The 16,898-nt window shown below is 63.3% G+C and carries 13 protein-coding genes; 6 read left to right on the forward strand and 7 right to left on the reverse strand.

Features of this window, described 5'->3' with window-relative positions; translation table 11 throughout:
- Positions 1-112 precede the first annotated feature (112 nt).
- A complete protein-coding gene (locus tag P3T25_RS12005; protein WP_429358169.1) occupies positions 113-556 on the forward strand; it encodes a LysR substrate-binding domain-containing protein in 444 nt (147 codons plus the stop codon).
- 43 nt (positions 557-599) lie between these two features.
- Here P3T25_RS12005 and P3T25_RS12010 read toward each other — a convergent pair whose 3' ends face one another.
- Positions 600-1,592 carry a LysR family transcriptional regulator gene (locus tag P3T25_RS12010; RefSeq protein WP_429358170.1) on the reverse strand — a complete coding sequence of 331 codons (993 nt, stop codon included), beginning with the start codon at positions 1,590-1,592 and terminating at the stop codon, positions 600-602.
- On the reverse strand, positions 1,586-3,016 hold the full coding sequence (locus P3T25_RS12015; protein WP_429358171.1) for an MFS transporter: 1,431 nt from the start codon (positions 3,014-3,016) through the stop codon (positions 1,586-1,588). Before P3T25_RS12015 ends, P3T25_RS12010 begins: the two co-directional genes overlap by 7 nt.
- Positions 3,017-3,081: 65 nt before the next feature.
- Between P3T25_RS12015 and P3T25_RS12020 the strand changes: the two genes are divergently transcribed.
- The 4 genes from P3T25_RS12020 (at position 3,082) to P3T25_RS12035 (ending at position 7,358) form a co-directional block, all read left to right on the forward strand.
- Positions 3,082-3,768 (forward strand): helix-turn-helix transcriptional regulator, encoded by a 687-nt coding sequence (locus tag P3T25_RS12020; protein WP_429358172.1) that lies wholly within the window; start codon positions 3,082-3,084, stop codon positions 3,766-3,768.
- A 215-nt stretch (positions 3,769-3,983) separates the two neighbouring features.
- Positions 3,984-6,167, forward strand: coding sequence for a hypothetical protein (locus P3T25_RS12025; protein WP_429358173.1), 2,184 nt, complete (start codon positions 3,984-3,986; stop codon positions 6,165-6,167).
- Between the two features lie 120 nt (positions 6,168-6,287).
- Positions 6,288-6,545 carry a hypothetical protein gene (locus P3T25_RS12030; RefSeq protein WP_154565029.1) on the forward strand — a complete coding sequence of 86 codons (258 nt, stop codon included), beginning with the start codon at positions 6,288-6,290 and terminating at the stop codon, positions 6,543-6,545.
- Positions 6,546-6,758: 213 nt separating this feature from the next.
- Positions 6,759-7,358 (forward strand): LysE family translocator, encoded by a 600-nt coding sequence (locus P3T25_RS12035; protein WP_429358174.1) that lies wholly within the window; start codon positions 6,759-6,761, stop codon positions 7,356-7,358.
- Positions 7,359-7,380: 22 nt separating this feature from the next.
- Here P3T25_RS12035 and P3T25_RS12040 read toward each other — a convergent pair whose 3' ends face one another.
- The 5 genes from P3T25_RS12040 to P3T25_RS12060 all read right to left on the reverse strand — a co-directional run bounded on the left by P3T25_RS12040 (position 7,381) and on the right by P3T25_RS12060 (position 12,604).
- Positions 7,381-8,604 (reverse strand): winged helix-turn-helix domain-containing protein, encoded by a 1,224-nt coding sequence (locus P3T25_RS12040; protein ID WP_168435883.1) that lies wholly within the window; start codon positions 8,602-8,604, stop codon positions 7,381-7,383.
- A gap of 188 nt (positions 8,605-8,792) precedes the next feature.
- Positions 8,793-9,071, reverse strand: coding sequence for a hypothetical protein (locus P3T25_RS12045; protein WP_154565025.1), 279 nt, complete (start codon positions 9,069-9,071; stop codon positions 8,793-8,795).
- Positions 9,072-9,218: 147 nt separating this feature from the next.
- Entirely contained in the window at positions 9,219-10,931 is a 1,713-nt protein-coding gene (locus tag P3T25_RS12050; protein WP_154565023.1) for an FAD-dependent oxidoreductase, read from the reverse strand.
- Positions 10,932-11,024: 93 nt separating this feature from the next.
- Positions 11,025-12,017, reverse strand: a complete 993-nt coding sequence (locus tag P3T25_RS12055) for a DedA family protein/thiosulfate sulfurtransferase GlpE (protein WP_154565021.1) — start codon at positions 12,015-12,017, stop codon at positions 11,025-11,027.
- Positions 12,018-12,352: 335 nt separating this feature from the next.
- Positions 12,353-12,604 carry a hypothetical protein gene (locus P3T25_RS12060; RefSeq protein ID WP_007178686.1) on the reverse strand — a complete coding sequence of 84 codons (252 nt, stop codon included), beginning with the start codon at positions 12,602-12,604 and terminating at the stop codon, positions 12,353-12,355.
- Positions 12,605-13,282: 678 nt separating this feature from the next.
- Here P3T25_RS12060 and P3T25_RS12065 point away from each other — a divergent pair.
- On the forward strand, positions 13,283-16,837 hold the full coding sequence (locus tag P3T25_RS12065; protein WP_429358175.1) for an ATP-binding protein: 3,555 nt from the start codon (positions 13,283-13,285) through the stop codon (positions 16,835-16,837).
- Positions 16,838-16,898 lie beyond the last annotated feature (61 nt).

Raw genomic sequence — 16,898 nt, forward strand, 5'->3', positions numbered from 1 at the left:
TCCTTGTGAAGATCCAGTCCAACGTACACCGTGCTATCGTTTCGCATGCTGGCCTCCGTGGAGGAAATCGCCGGGGCATGGCCCAGTCCACGCCCATGCGGCTCTGACAGCAATGCTAACCCGCGTTCAGTTTCCCCACGGCGGGCCAGCCCTTGCCTCACGCAAAGTCATACTGCCTTACGCGTCACGTGAATACATTGCCGCGCGTGGCGAGCCGCGCGAAGGCGAGGCGTTCGATGGGCACGATCTGGTGATGTATCAACAACCGGCCTCGCCGTCGATGTGGGCGGCGTTGTGCGGTGAGCCGACTGCGCGGGGGCGTCTCGTGTTCCAGACGCAATCCACTGCGATGCTGTTCGAGGCAGCCCTTGCCGGCTTCGGTATTGCCGAGCTGCCGTGTTTTCGCGCCGACTATGAACCGGAACTGGTGCGCGTAATGCCGCATCGCGCGGAGCCATTCGATGTCTGGCTGGTTGCGCACGCTGATCTCTACAAGACCGCACGAATGCAGGTGCTGATTGCGGCGGTGGCAGAAGAATTCGCGCAAGCGCGTTGAGGCGCGCTAATGCACTTCAAGTTGTATCCGCACGTCGATGCGTTTAGTGCGACGCCGTATTGAGTTCGTTTAGACGCTGCGTATCCAGCACCGGCCACAACGGCGGATCGGCCAGCGGCGGCGCTGCCTTGACCATTCCCGGCGCGTTGTCGAACACCTCGGCGAGCCAGTCGACAAAGGCTCGCACGCGCGGCGAAATCTGCCGGCTTTTCACATACGTCACTGAGACCGCGACCGGCGTCGGCTTGCATTTCGGCAGGACCTCGATCAACTGTCCGGATGCAAGGTACGGCGCAGCGGTGGCGCGTCCAGGCTGAATCAGTCCCAGGCCTTCGAGCCCGCACGCGAGATACGTGTGTTCGTCGTTCACCTGAATGAAGCCGTCCACTTTGACCTTGCTTGTCCGCGCCGCCACGCTGAAGTCGAAGTCCACGCGCCGGCCGGTCTGCGTCGACAGCCAGTTCACTGAGACGTGGTCCGAGAGATCGTCTAGATGACGCGGCTCGCCGTGCCGCGCGAGATATGCCGGGCTTGCGCAGGTGACGCGTTCGAGCAGCCCGAGGCGGCGCGCGAGCAGCCGGGAATCGGGCAACTCGCCTAGCTCGATACTGCAATCGACGCTCTCGCCAACCAGATCGAGCGTGCGCTGACCCACGCCGAGCGCCAACTCGACATGCGGATGCAGCGCACGAAACGAGGCCAGAGCAGGCACCACGATCGATGCGGCGATCATGCCCGGCATTGCGACGCGTAAGCGGCCGCGCAGATTCTCCGGGCGGTTGAACAGGCCCGATTCGACTTCTTCGATGGCGGCGAGAATCTGCGCGCAGCGTTCGTAATACGCGGCGCCTTCCGCGGTCAGCGTGACCTTGCGCGTCGTGCGCACCAGCAACTGCACGCCGAGCAGGGATTCAAGCGCCTGCACGGTGGTCGTCGCGGTGGCGCGCGGAATCTCGAGCGACTCGGCGGCGCGCGTGAAGCTGCTGGCATCGACGATTCGCACGAAGATCCGCATGGCTTGGACTCGATCTACCACGATGCTTCTCCGGTAAGGCGCGGGTTGTGGCGGGTCAGCCCGGCTGCGAGCAGGGGCGCGAACGCGAACGTCGCGAACAGCCAGAGCGCGGTCTGTTGCGCCCCGGGTAGCGGGGCGAGGGTCGTGAGACCGGCGCCGTTCGCGACGAGACCCGCGAGCGCCGAGCCGAACGCCATCGCGAACAGTTGAATGGTGGTGATCGAAAGGGACGCGAGATTCTCTTCGCCCGGTTGCGCGGCGGTGAACACACGAGTAAGCAGATGCGGCCAGCCGATCCCGACACCCAGCCCCACGCTCGCGAGCGCCGCGCACAATGCGGCCGTGCCGGGCAAACCGTCGAACAAACCTGCTATCGGCATCAGCCATGCGAGCGCGGCGAGTCCGAGTGCCGCGACCACCGGACCCGCGCGGCTCAAGCGTTGCGCGGCAGTGGCGGAGCGGCCGGCGCTAAACATCGAGCCGACCGACCAGCCGGCTGCCATCAACGCGGTCAGATAACCGGCGGCGAGCGGCGAACGTCCGTGGATCGTCTGCAAGAAATACGGCACGAAGATCTCACTGGTCACGCCGATACCGAGCAGACTCATGCAGGCGTAGATGCGGCCGAGCCGCGTGCGAATCGAAAACGAACCGCTCGGCAACAAGCGCGTGTGGGCGTCGCTGCGTTCGAGTCTCGCAAGCAGCCATACGAAGCCAAGGCCGGCGATAACGCCGAGCGCGTTCCAGCGCATATCGTCGGTTAATGCGGCGAGCGAAATCACGAGGACGGAGGCGCCAAGCAAGCTGACCTTGAGCAACGGGATCGGTTGAGCCGCTTCACCGTGGGCGCGTTTGTCATCGACCTCGCGATGCACGATCATGGCGAGCAGCAGCACGACCGGCAGCAATACCCAGAACGCCAGCCGCCAATCGCCGAGCTGCGCGAAGATGCCACCGACCGCCGGGCCGCATAACGTCGCAACGCCCCACATGCCCGACACCAGCCCCATCGCGCGTGGCCACAGGCGCTCTTCGAACACCACGCGAATCAGCGCGTAACTGAGCGCGAGCAGAATGCCGCCGCCGAAACCTTGCAGCGTGCGGCCGCCGAGCATCCATAGCATCGACGGCGCAGTCGCGCACACGACGGTGCCGAGCGCGAACACCGCCAGCGCGCTGAAGTACGCGGAGCGCGCGCCGAGCACTGCGAGCAGGCGCACCGACAACACCGAGCCGAGAATCGACGCGACCACAAACAGCGTCGTATTCCACGCATACAGTTCGAGCCCACCGATGTCGTGCACGACCGACGGCAGAATCGTCGTCGCCACATACACATTGGTGGCGTGCAGCGCGACACCGCCCGCGAGACCCAACGCCCGCCAGCCGTTACTGCCGCTGAGCAAATCACTCCATGCCGGCACATCCGATTGCAGATTTTTCATGTCATGGACAGCCGTGCGAGGCTGGCTTATTATGCAAGTATTGGCTTGGATAATAATGCGCTCCGATGAGATATGCAAATGAAAGCTTGGAAAATTCACCGGCCGTTACGCAAGCCGCGTCAGCGGCTGCGCCGGTGGATCGCATCCTGAATCTGTTGAAGACGCAGGGGTCTTTGTCGACGGCATCGATCGCGGGCGAACTCGGCATCACGGTCGAGGCCGCGCGGCAACAGATCCAGAAACTGCTGACAAGTGGCTTGATCGAAGGGCGCCAGGCGTCGCAGGCGGGGCCTGGGCGGCCGAGTCAAAGCTGGGGTTTGACGGAAGCGGGCAACGCACGCTTTCCGGATACGCATCCGCAATTGACCGTGCAGTTGCTCGGCTCGATCCGTCAGCTATTCGGCGAAGAGGGACTCGACAAATTGATCGACCAGCGTGCAGTCGAAACGCGCGCGAACTATCTCGCGGCGCTCAAGCCGATCAAGGGCCTCAAGGCGCGGCTGACCAAGCTCGCGGAGATTCGCAGCACCGAAGGCTATATGGCCGAGTTGCAGAAAGACGGGCGCGACTGGCTGCTGCTGGAGAACCACTGCCCGATCTGCGCGGCGGCGCGCACTTGCCAGGGTTTTTGCCGTGCGGAGCTGCAGTTGTTTGCGGAGATCGTCGGTGAGGAAGGATCGATTGAGCGCGAGGAGCATGTGCTCGCCGGCGCGCGACGGTGTGCCTATCGCGTGAAGCTCAAGAGCAAATAGCGCTGCATTACAGCGCATGTTTATGCGCTTCGAATTGTTTAGACGATCAATTGCTTACCGCGAATTTTTTGCGAATAAATTTCCGCTTTTTCCATGCGAGGATAAAACGCCAACAATGTTCACGTATGCGCGATAGCTAGCCGATCCGCATACTCGCGATAGCGCGCCGGACACGTCGGCCGTGCGCGCTTCGCACCTCGCAAGGAAAACCCGTCGTGAAACTCTTCTCTCGCCTTGGCGTGGCAGTTCTTGTCGTCCACAGTCTGCTTCCTCTCAACGCATCCGCGCAATCGCAACTCACCTACACCACGTCGTGGATCGGCAATAGCTTTGGTTTCGGCGATGGCAAGTGGATGCAGCAGGACATTCAGGCGATCAGCGTCGGCGCTGACGGCACCGTTTATACCAATGCCCCTTGGGATGAAAGCGGTAGCGAAATTGCTGCGTACCGTGCGGGCGACAAGATCGCCGTGGCCGGTTCGACGCATGGCTGGGGCGCTGCCGGCGGCGATGCGGTCGCGACGAACCATACCTACCTGTACGGGGCAATGTCGATCGGCAACGAGAACAATGGACTGGTCGGCGCGGACTATCCGCCGGCCAATCAGACATGGTTCGGCGTGACGCGCCGCACGCTTGCCAATCTGGCGGCCGGCGCGCCTTTCACGGGTGGCATCGGCAATAGTGCCAACGCGACGAAGAACAGTTTCCTGCTGCTTGACACGGTGACGACCGGTACCGATGCTGGCATTCGCGGCATGGCTGCCACCGATACCGAACTGTATGTCGCGGATACCATCAACAGCCGGATCCTCGTGTTCGACGCGGCCTCGATGCAGCGTTTACGATCGTGGAGCGTGCCTTCGCCGGGGCGCATTGCAATCGACACGGATTCAACGCTGTGGGTGATGAGCGGTGTTTCATCCGGAAACCTAAGCATTCTTCACTACGCCGCCAACGGCACCGCGCTCTCCGGCACCTTGACGTTGCCCGCCGGCGCAGTGCCAACCGACATCGCGATTACACCTTCCGGACAAATCCTTGTCGCCGACAACGGACCGTCGCAGCAGATCCGCGTCTACAACAAGGACGCCAGCGGCCAGCCGCAAGCTGCCGCGCCGATCGGCACGCGTAACGGCATCTTCCATCCGGTCAAGGGCGTGCCGGGCAACTGGCGCTTCAACGGCATCACGGGCATCGGTCTTGATCCGGCGGGCAATTTGTATGTCGCGCAGAACGGCGAAGGGCCGCGGCCGCCCGGCTCGGCATCGGTCGGTCAAGGTGCGGTGCTCGAGAGCTACGTGTACAGCACGCATGCACTCAACTGGCGCCTGTACGGGCTGACTTTCGTCGATAGCGCCGCGTTCGATCCGGCAACGCCGAATTCCGTCTACACGGGCTCGAAGCGTTTCACGCTCGATTACAGTCAACCGGTCGGCCACGAATGGTCGTATGCGGGCTTCACGCTCGACCGCTTCGATTATCCCGACGACCCCGCCTTTCACGAGCCGCGCGGTGTGCGCGGTGAGCCGATGGTGCGGCGAATCAACGGCCTGCCGTTTCTCTATACGCTCGATCCGGGCGCGCACTATCTGAACGTCTATCGCTTCGATGCGGCGCACGCAGAAATGGCGATTCCGTCCGGCTTGCTGGCGCAAAATCCGCTGCCTGGCACATGGCCCGCAGCGCAGCCCACCTACGGCGAATGGTTATGGCGCGACAGTAATGGCAACGGCACCGTCGACGCCAGCGAGATCAGCAGCAATCCGTCGACGGGCAGCACGGTCGGCAACGGCTTCTGGTGGGTCGATACGCCAGGCAACGTGTGGCTTGCCACGCCGACGAGCGGCATTCGCGAGATGCCGTTGCAAGGTCTCGACTCAGCCGGCAATCCGATCTACACGTACGCGAGCTCGAAGATGTTCGCGATGCCGCAACCGTTCACGCGGATCGCGCGGATCGTCTACATCGCCGAGACCGACACGATGTACATATCGGGCTTTACCAGTGCGATCCCATGGGATTCGACCCACTGGAAAGAGGCTGGCCCGGTGCTCGCGCGCTATGACAACTGGAGTTCCGGCACACCGGCGCAGCAATACACGGTCTCCTTGCCATGGAACACGCAAACCAATCCGCAGACTACAACGGTCGGCGTCGCGGTGGCGGGCAATTACGTTTTCGTCGCCGAGTTGTACACCGCGAAGGTGGACGTGTACGACGCACGCACAGGGCAAGCGGTCGGTTATATGACGCCGGGCGCGAGCGTCGGCAACACCAGCGGCTGGGTGGATGTCTATCTCGGCATGAGCGCGGTGCAGCGCGGCAATGGCGAATACGTCGTTCTGCTGGAAGACGACGCGCGCGCGAAAATCCTGATGTATCGGTGGACGCCTTGACGTGAATCGCGTGGATCGCGCTGAGTCCGAGCACGAATAGACGCCAGCGCACGATCGGTATATAACAACGTGAAAGGATGGCTTTGTTCACTGACGCATCAACCCGAGAGAAGTTTCATCATGACGCAAGACGTAACGCCTCAGCCGCCCACGGGCGAGCGGCCCGACCTGGAACACCTCGATGCAGCGCTGAGTCACGTGGACCAGCAGGTGTCGTCCGGCAGCATTGCTTCCGGTGCCGCAAAGGGCATTCTGTATAGCCTGATCGAAACGCTTGGCGCGTTCGTCGGCGATCCGGATCTGCCGGAGCATGCGCGTTCGGGTTACAACGGACTGCTGGAAGCCGCTCGCGAATTGCGGGCGAAACTGGACCGCTGAAGGCAAAGACGCGCCGTCTGCGGGCGGCGTGGTTCAACTCGGCTCGAGGGTCCCATGTGGCGCGGGCATTTGTTGGTTTGTTGTCGCGATTGACGACAGCATGCCGCCCGTTGCGATTTGTCTTTGCTTTGCCCTTGTGAGTCGCCGTTGTATTTCGGCGGCCCGGTTCTCTGTGATAAAAAGGCGCATTGTTTCCAACATTGCGCCTTTTTTATGCTTTCTCCGTCCGCTATCGCGTTGCTGGCCATCGGCATTATCGTCGTGTTGATTACGCCGGGTCCGACCAATACGCTGCTTGCGGCTGCCGGTTTGCGTCAGGGCGTGCGCCGTTCTTTGCCGCTGATCGCCGCCGAACTCGCCGGCTATCTTCTGTCGATTTCAGTGTGGGGGCATTTTCTCGCGCAGGCAGCGCACGCGCTGCCGTGGTTGCCGTCGCTGCTACGCGTGGCGGCCGGCGTGTACATCGCATATCTCGCCGTCGATATGTGGCGCGCGGCGGTGGCTTTGCCCGATTCGACGCAGCGGGCGAGCGGCATGCGCACGCTATTCGTGGCGACGCTGCTCAACCCGAAAGGCTTGTTGTTCGCCGGTACGATCTTTCCCGCCGTCGCGTTCGTGCATGTGGCCGCGTATGCCGCGGCGATGCTGATGTTCGCCTGCCTGCTGGTGCCGATCGCGCTTGCGTGGATCGCGTTCGGCGCGGCGCTCGGCAGCGGCAAACTCACCTGGCTGAATCCGGTGAAGATGCAGCGCGGCGCGTCGATCGTGCTGGGCGTGTTTTCCTTGTCGCTTGCATGGGCGGCGCTGCATTAATTCCGCCTCTTGTGCCGCGCGCTTAAGCTTCCATCCTGCTGTCCGCGCTTAACGCCTCAAGCCATTCCGGCGGCGCCGATGCGATTTCCAGTTGCGGCGTGCCATGCCAGTCCGCACAGCGTTGCAGAGCGCGGCGCAAATCGCCCGCAAGCCTCGCACTCAGGCGCACGCCGGGTTCTATGTGCAGCGATTTCAGTTCGAACACGCCGTTGGTCCGATGCGCCTTCGCATCCACGCGACCGACCAGACGTCCCCGGCTCAACAGCGGCAACACAAAATAGCCGTATTTGCGCTTCGCGGCCGGCGTATAGCATTCGATCGCATAGTCGAAGTCGAAGAGCGCGGCGGCGCGCTTGCGGTCCCACACCACCGGATCGAACGGCGACAACACCGTGGTGACGGTTGAAGCGAGCTTGCCGTTCGCTGCGTCGTCGATCATCGGCGCGAATTCATGATGGACGAAGGTGTCCTGCTTCCAGCCTTCCACTTGAACCGGGATCAGCTCACCGCGATCGGCGAGCGCTTGCAGTTCGTCGCGATAGGGGCGGCGCGGCAGCCGGTAGTAGTCGGCGACCCAATCGGCGCGCACGACGCCGAGCGCGCGGCAGGTTCGCCGCAACGCTTCCTCGGTGACGGTTTCCCGCGGCGGCAGGTCGCGCGCGTCGTCCCAATCCGGTAACACGCGTTCGGTCAGGTCGTAGACGCGATGAAAATTGCGCCGCTCGGCCACCATCAATTGCCCGATCGCGAACAGCACTTCGAGATGACGCTTCTCCGGCTTCCAGTCCCACCAGCCGTTGCCCGTGCCCGCCTCGCGGGCGAAGTCCGCTGAACGCACGGGACCTGTTGCACGGATATGCGCGAGCAGCTTGTCGATGTCCTTGCGGTGCTTCTTGTGCCACTCCGCCGCGTATTTCCAGCCCATGCCGCTCGGGTCGAGCATGCGATGGCGCAGCAGGCCGTAGTCTTCGGTCGGGACGAAACAAGCTTCATGCGACCAGTATTCGAACAGCTTGCCTTCGGCGAGATGCTCGTCGAGCCATTGCTGCGGATACGCGCCGAGCCGGCTGAACAGCACGAGATAGGGACTGCGCGCGACGACGTGAATCGTGTCGATCTGCAGTTGCGCCATGCGGCGAATCGCGTCGAGCACGTCGGCTTTGACGGCCTTGCGGCGCGGCGGCGTCAACAAACCTTGCGCGGCCAGATGCAGGGTGCGCGCGGCGGATAGCGGAAGAGTCTTCACGCGGGTGTCGGTCACGGGATTAGGAGCGGGCACGAGGTCCGGCCAGGATCAGCAGCCGCTACTTTAGCGCGAATACCGCAGACGAATCGGCGTGGAATGCAACCGGAGCATGGCAGCGCGGGAGGCCCGGTGGGCACAATGGCAACGGCGCTGCAACTCCGCAATTGCGCAACGCTCCCGAACGGACCTTACCAGTCGCGCCTGTTGTGCTTGTCCCAGCCACGGTGGCGGCCATGGTCATGGCGCTCGCGGTACTCGCGGTAGTAATCGCCGCGATACCCATAGCCATACGCGGGTTGCACAGGCACATAAACGACCGGTGGGGGTGCATAAACCACAGGCGGCGGGGCGTACATGAGGCCGGGTGTGTTGACGAACACGCCGACGTCCACCCGGGCCGAGGCAGAGGTCGCTGCGCAGGCGGCGGCAAAGCCGAAGGCGGCGAAAACGATCGCGCGTTGGATCATGCTTGTCTCCTGTGTCCCATGCAAGATTGCAGTCGAAAGAGTCAGCCATTCGCTGTCGAATGGCTGACAACAATCTTACGATACAGAAAGAAAAGCAGGTGCAACCAGTTGAAGACGTGTGTAACAGCAGGTTACCCGGGGGGGCGCTCAAGCCCCCAAAGCGACCGCTTCTCCCGCCGAAACGGCCAGCAGTTGATGGATCTGCGCGACTACCGCCGCACCTTCTCCGACCGCCGCCGCGACGCGTTTCGTCGACCCGGCGCGCGCGTCGCCGATCGCATACACGCCTTCGACAGTTGTAGCGAGGTCGCAGACGGAGGCGCCGTCCACGCCGGCGCCGGTCAGCACGAAGCCCTTGTCGTCCAGTTGCACGCCGCAGGTGCGCAGCCAGTCGGTATTCGGATCGGCACCGGTGAAAAGGAACAGATGGCGCGTATCGAGGCTTGCGGTGCCGTCCGGTAGCGGCTTCTTCAACACGACCGACGCCAACCCGATGTCGTCCGCCTCGAGGCGGCCGACCTCCGAATGCGGATGCACGAACACATTCGGCAGCGAGCGGATGCGGTCGATCAGATAGCGCGACATGGTGGCTTCAAAGCCGCCCCGGCGGATCAGCACGTGGACCTTGGCCGCGTGTGTCGCCAGATAGACGATCGCCTGGCCCGCCGAATTGCCGCCGCCCACCAGTACGATCTCCTGGCGTTTGCACAGTTTGGCCTCGACCGGCGACGCCCAGTAATATACGCCGCGCCCATCGAAACGATCGAGCCCTTCGAGCGCGGGGCGCCGATAGACCGCGCCGCTCGCGATCACGATGGTGCGGGCCGTGATCTTGCCGCCGCACTTGAGTTCCAGCCGGTACGGCGACTCCGCGCAATGCAGCGCCTTGACGTGGACCGGAATCGCCACGTGCGCGCCGAATTTCTGCGCCTGCACGAACGCGCGGCCCGCCAGCGCCTGGCCGGAGATACCGGTCGGAAAGCCGAGATAGTTTTCGATCCGCGCACTGGCGCCTGCCTGGCCGCCTGGCGCACGACTGTCGAGCACGATGACCGAGAGGCCTTCGGACGCCGCGTACACTGCGGTAGCGAGGCCGGCCGGGCCGGCGCCGACGATCGCGACGTCGTACACATGCGAATCGTCGAGATCGGGCAGCAAGCCGAGGCAGGTGGCGAGTTCCGGCATGCTCGGATGACGCAGCACCGAGCCGTCCGGGCAAATCACCAGCGGCATGTCTTCTTTCTGCGCGGCGAATTGCTCGATCAGACGCAACGCGTCTTCGTCGCGCTCGTCGATCACCGAGTGAGGATGGCCGTTACGCGACAGGAAGCCTTGCAGCATGACGAGCCGTGCGTCGCTGCTGTTGCCGATCAGAATTGGGCCACCCGCGCCCTTTTCGATCAGCGACACGCGCCGCAGGATCAGCGCCCGCATGATGCGCTCGCCCAGTTCGGCCTCGGCGACGATCAACGCGCGCAGCTTGTCCGGCGGAATCAGCAAAGCGTCGACCGGGGTGACGGCCATGCCGTTGACCAGCGCGGGCCGCCCGGACAGTTGACCGACTTCCGCGAGAAAATGCTTGGCGCCATGTTCCGCGATCACAACCTCGCGTCCGATGCCATCGCGCTGATAAACCTTCACGCGCCCGTCCAGCAGCACGAACATGCCTGGGCCGGTGTAGCCGGTCTCGAACAGCAGCTCACCGGCTTCCCAGTGGCCCACTTCGCCGAACCGGCGCAGACGATCGATTTCTGCGCACGTGAGTTCGGGGAACATCTGATGCATGCGCGTCGCAAGCGACGAAAACGGCGCGTCGGCGACGACGGCTTGTTGCCCTTCAACTTCTTGAGTCGACAGCATTGAACCGCTCCTTCTGTGTTCTTCCTGATTGATCGACACGGGGGGCGAAGCGGCGCGGGCGCGCGAGGGCGCCGATATGAATGCGCTGCTGCGCTACACGGCCTTCGGCGCGATATCGTCGACCGCCACGTCGGGCGGTGGCATGCCGGGCAGCGCGTCCACCGCCTTGCCCGAGTCGCGCCAGGCTTCCATGCCGCCGCGTAACGGCAACACGTCGGCGAAGCCGGCTTCGTTCATCTGTTTGGCCATCCATGCTGCGGATATTTCATTCGGGCACGAACAGTAGATCACCACCTTCTGATCGTGCGGGTACGTTGCGACGATCTCCTCGAGCTGGCGCTCGTCGGCGAATTGCGAGCCCGGAATCACGAACGGATCGAGCGCGCGCTTTTCCTGCGAGCGGATATCGAACACGACCGGTGTTTTGCCGGCCGCGACCAGCGCCGCCAGCTCGTCGACTTCGATCCGCTGCGTCGCGAGTGTGGAAATCAGCTGGCGCCGGCGAATCCAGCGATAGGCCGCATACAGCAGCAGCAACGCGACGGCCACCAGCGCGGCCGTGCGCCCGAGGCGCCCGGCCATGGCGAACAGCATATCGATCTGCCGGGCGAACAGCGCACCGATGATCAAACCGGTACCAGACCACAAGGCGGCGCCGATGCTGTCGTAAGTGAGAAACGTGCGGTAGCGCGTCCCCATTGCGCCGGCCATCGGAATCGACACGATCGACAGGCCCGGCACGAACTTCGCGATCGCCAGCACACGCACGCCCCAGCGGCCGAAGAAACGTTCGGTCTTTTTTACGCAGGTGTCGCGCGACAGCGAAAGACGGCAGATCGTTTTCAGCGTATTGCCGCCGTACATACGGCCAGCGAGATACCAGGCGCTGTCGCCAATCAGCGTGGCGAAGATCGACAACACGAGGACCGGCATCAGTTGCGTGCCCACCGACCCGGGATGCATGGCCGCCATCGCCCCGAACAGCACGAGCGACGGCATCGCCGGCACCGGCAGCCCGAGTGAGGCGGCCAGCACGTTGACGAAGACGAGCGCTGGTCCATATTGCTCGACGAGATCATGTAGCATCGGCTTACATCCGCAGCCCTTTCGGGCGCGGCGCAGGTAGGGAAAGCAACGGGGTATGTAAGGATTATGGACGCATTTTCAAGACGTGCAAATGTCGGAAATGCGGCCAGTTATTAGCGTGTTAAAAGCGCGACTGTGGCTTGCCCGCGGGTTAAAGGCGCGGAATAGAAGCGCGAATGGAGCAAAGCGAACGGATTGAAGCTTTCGCGGCAAGCGAATGATGAATAACGGCCTACGGATGCCCGTAGGCCGTTATTCGGTACGCAAACCAAAGGCGGCGGTGCAGAAACGGCGCACGGCATTCGCGCGTAAGCGCAATACCGTGCGTGGCAGCTTTATTGACGATGATTGTGCTGTTCGCCCGGCAATTCAGCGCCATGCGCGCGAATGGCCGCAATCAGTTCGGCCGGCGTGATTTCGTAGCGCACTTCGCGGTGAATGCCTGGCTTGCGCTCATCGACCTCGATCAGAAGAATGCCTTTGCCGTCTTCTGTCGATTCGAGGCGCAGCGAGCGGAGTTCGCGCGCCGTTGCGTCGTCGTATTCGGTGAGCAGGGCCATTGACCCGGAGGACCCGGTAGTGCGCATCGAGGTTGTCCTTGTTCCGTTGTTGATCGAACCATTGTACGGGCAGGTTGGCGCGCCGTCTGTCGCACGGCGCTCACACGTAGGGAATCCGCCCGCCACCTATCTGCTTGCCGGGACCTCGCGCTGCGCCGCATTGACCAATGGCTGGCGAGGCCCGCCGGGCAATGCGAGCCGTGACGCCCGACTGTGACAACCAGTTTAACGCGACTCTCCGCCCCGACGGCTGCATTTTTCGTGCCCCGTGACGGTGCAGCCCTTCTCTCCCCGGCTGTCACGGTGCTGACGCGCGCGTCGGTTAGGGCGGGGCGCGACGAGAGAAACAGGCGGCGAAAAAATAGCCCGTCCTTTGGGAGGGCGGGCTGCTAAACGCCGTTGTTACTCGGGTCAGCCTGCCCTTGCAACTAATTGGGCGCTGACGGTTGCATCCTGATGCGTCAATTCCGGGCTGTCGAGGTGGGAGTAACGCCGATCTATCAGATTAATGTCAATTCTTCCGGCTCGACTTCGTGCGCGAAATCATGCGCGTGCGTTCCGAGTAGCCATGGAAATCAGTGCCGGATGCTTCGCGTGCTGTTATCAAAAGCGCTACACTGCGCCCGTAAAGGGCTGCAGACGTGTTTCGTGCTCCTCCGAGCCGCAGCGGTCTGCGCGCGCGAACCACGCTAACTTTGCCAGCCGATGCAAAAGATCCTCGACCGCACGCAGGAATCACTGGCGCACGCATTCGCGTCGCTGGCCCATAGCGCGAAGCGCCAACAACGGTTGTACCTCGCGACGATCGCTTCGCTGATGCTGATCGTGGTGGGCTTTGCGCTGCTGCTGGCCGTCCTTGCCGCGGACAAGCAACTCGAATACCGGCGAACGTTCGCGTCCCAGAGCGCCGCCGACCTCTCGCGGCTCCTGCATCGGCAGGAATCGTTCATGCGGCGTGCTGAGTTTACGCTCGACTACTATCGCGACACCGACAACGTACTGCGCGTGCCGGCAAGCGTCGAGGATGCGGTGCGCGTGAGCGGCGTCGCACGCGGTACGGTGCCAAGGGTCGATGCGCGATTCGACCTGCTGGTCGGCGACGCCGCGCGCGCGGCATGGGGGCCGCAATTCGGCGCGAACCTATGGCGCATCTACGAAGCGGCACAGTCGACGCTAGTGACCCAGCAGGCGTTCGAGCTACCTCAACGCGCGATCCTGCTTGGGCTGACCGAAGACTATGCCGCGATTCTGCCTTCGCTCGCTCAACCGGTTGCCAACTCGGGCGCCGATCGCGGCGTGACGGCTGCGCCGTCTTTGCAGCCGGCGATCGTGAGCACGTTGCGTGAGACTCTCGAACAGGACCTGCAGGCGCAAACCGGCACGCGTATGCCCGGCAAGGGCGAGCGGATCTGGCTCGGTCCCTATCGCGATCCGCTGCAAGGCGTGCCGGTAATCTCCACGGTGAGCGCCTACTATGCCGGCGATACACCGACCACACTGATCGCGATGAGCATTCCGCTTGACGGGCTATTGGCGCATGTCGCGCGGCCCGACCGCGAGGGGACGCAGTTGCTGATGACGGCGGATCGCCATGTGATCGTGTCGTCACCGCCCGTCGACGCGCAGACTGCAGCCATGCTGCAAGACGCCGTCGCTCATATGCCATCCGATGCATACCGTTACACCCGCGATGGCGTGATTCTGAGCGAGCCTTTGATGCCAGGTTTTGGCTCGCTGGTTAGCTACCTGTCGTGGCGCGAGCTGATTGCCGCGCTTGGTTGGCAACTGGCCGCGCTTGCCGGCCTCGCGCTGCTGGTGCTGGCGGGGATCGCGCTGGCGGCGCGGTTCTGGGGGCTGCGCCTGATGCGCAGCACCTTCGCGGAAACGTCGCGTGCGCTGGAAAGCGAAACCATCAATCACGTTCTGGTCAGCGCGACGCCGGTCGGTTTGTGCATCGTCCGGCAGAGCGACTATTCGATCATCATCGCCAACGCATTGGCCGACGAGTTGCTGCATATGGAAGCCGGCCGCAGTCGCTTGCCGCTGCATATCGTCGACGAAATTCGTGCACAAGCGCCGGATGGTCCTTCGATCACTGCATTCGCGAGGATCGCCGCCTTTGTCGCGCCTGCGCAGCCGGAAGCGCATCCGCAGTCACAGCCGCCGTCACAACCGGCGCCCGAAGAAAGCGCCTCGCCGCAAGCGCAGTTTCTGCAATTTACCTACGCGCCGGCACGATACGCCGACGAGGACGTGCTGTTCTGCGCGATCCTCGATGTCACCGCGCAACACGCGCTCGAACAGCAGTTGCGGCTCGCGCAGCAGACCGCCGAAATCACGATGCGGGCTCGCTCGAATTTCTTCGCGTCGATGAGCCATGAAATTCGTACGCCGCTGAACGCGCTGCTTGGCAACCTCGAATTGTTCGCCCGTACACCGGGGCTCGAAGCGCACGCGCAACGGCTTACCGCATTGAACGTCGCGGCCGATGCGCTGCGCCACATCGTTAATGACATTCTCGATTTTTCGAAGATCGATGCCGGCGAGATGAAGCTCGTGAGCGAGTCGTTCCGCCCGCTCGACGATTTCGAGAACATTGCGCTCTCCTACGCGCCCATGACGGCGGATCGCGCTATTCGCTTCTATGCGCATCTGTCGCCGACGCTCGATCAGGTGCTGCGTGGTGACCGCACGCGCATCGCGCAGATCGTCAACAACCTGCTGAGCAACGCGTTCAAATTCACCTCATGCGGCAAGATCACGCTGAGTGCCGAAGTGAAGGACGATCTGCAAGGACGTCCGATTCTGATCTGCCGGGTCTGCGATTCGGGGATCGGCATGGATCAGGCGCTGGTTGCGCGCATCTTCAGTCCGTTCGTGCAGGGCGAAGCGAGCACGTCGAGCCGCTATGGCGGCACCGGCCTCGGTTTGTCGATCTGCGCGCGGCTGTGCGAGTTGATGGGCGGCGATATTTCGGTTGAGAGCGTGCTGGGTGTCGGCAGCGCGTTCAGCGTTTCGATCCCGCTCGCTCCACCCTCGGACGAGTTGCGCGAGCCGGTTGTCGAACCGGCTCGCCGCGGCAGTGTGCTGGTGGTGTCGCAGGAACGCGAGTCGGGGCAGATCATCGACAGCGGCTTGCATCTGGTGGGGTGGTCTGTTCATACCGTCGTATCGATGCGCAGCGCAGAAGCGTGGTTGCGCGTGAACCGGCCGGAGGCGATGGTGGTCACCGGCGAGTACGATCTCGACGCGATTGCAGCGTTGCGTGCGGTGCACCCGGCCGGCGTAGTGTGGATCACGCGCACCGGACCACATCGTCCCGCTCCGTGTGGCGACGGCGTGCTCGAAGTGACGGAGTTCAGCCGCAAGGCGATTCTGGCCGCGGTCGATCTCGCGGCCACCGGTACCGCCGATGCCGCAGAGGCGCTGCCGCCGACCTCCGCCGCATTGCCGCCTCCCGAAGCCAATCCGGCCTTGCAAGGCTTGACGGTGCTGGTCGCCGAAGACAATCCGCTGATCCAAACCTTGATCGTCGAGCAACTCGACGCGCTGGGCTGCCTGCCGACGATTGCCGGCGACGGGCGGCAAGCGCTGGCGGCATTCGAACAGGGGCATTTCGAAGTGGTGCTGACTGATATCCACATGCCCGTCATGGATGGCTATGCGTTGCTGGCGGCATTGCGTAAAGCGCATGCGGACTTACCGGTGCTGGCTTTTAGCGCAGTCACAGACAACCAGCAGCAGGAAGGCTGGCGCGAGCAGGGCTTCACCGGGTATGTCGCGAAACCGGCGTCGCTGGGTGAGTTGGAAGCGGCACTGCTCGCGGTGACGTCCGCGGAGCTGCAGCGTGCGCCGGTATCGGCGACAGCAGCGACACTGGAACCGACATCAACAACGGCCGCGCAGACGGCTGCAGCGACCCCGGCGGCAGCCGGCGCAACCGCCGACCCGGTGAACACGCTCAGCGCGGACGACAAGTCGCGTTACACGGCCATGCTCAAGGAGCATCTTCAAAACGATCTGCCGAGGCTGCTGGCGATTGTCGAACAGGAAGACCGGGAAGCATTGGGCGGTTGGGCGCATAGCGCGGCCGGCGGGTTCCTGGTTGTGCAGGAGCAGCGATTCGCGCAGCAATGTCGCGAACTGCAACGGCTCTGCGAGAACGGCGAACCGTGGACGACCGAGCTGGACGAACGCGCGATCTCACTGCACGAGGCGATATGCGATCACTTCGGGCTGGATGAAGAGTCGACGCATTGATTGGCGTTTCTGCCGGCGGGATCGTCATTGCCGTCGCCATCGGCGATTCAGTCCTGGCCGA

Source organism: Paraburkholderia sp. GAS32, assembly GCF_050434225.1.
Classification (GTDB): Bacteria; Pseudomonadota; Gammaproteobacteria; order Burkholderiales; family Burkholderiaceae; genus Paraburkholderia; species Paraburkholderia madseniana.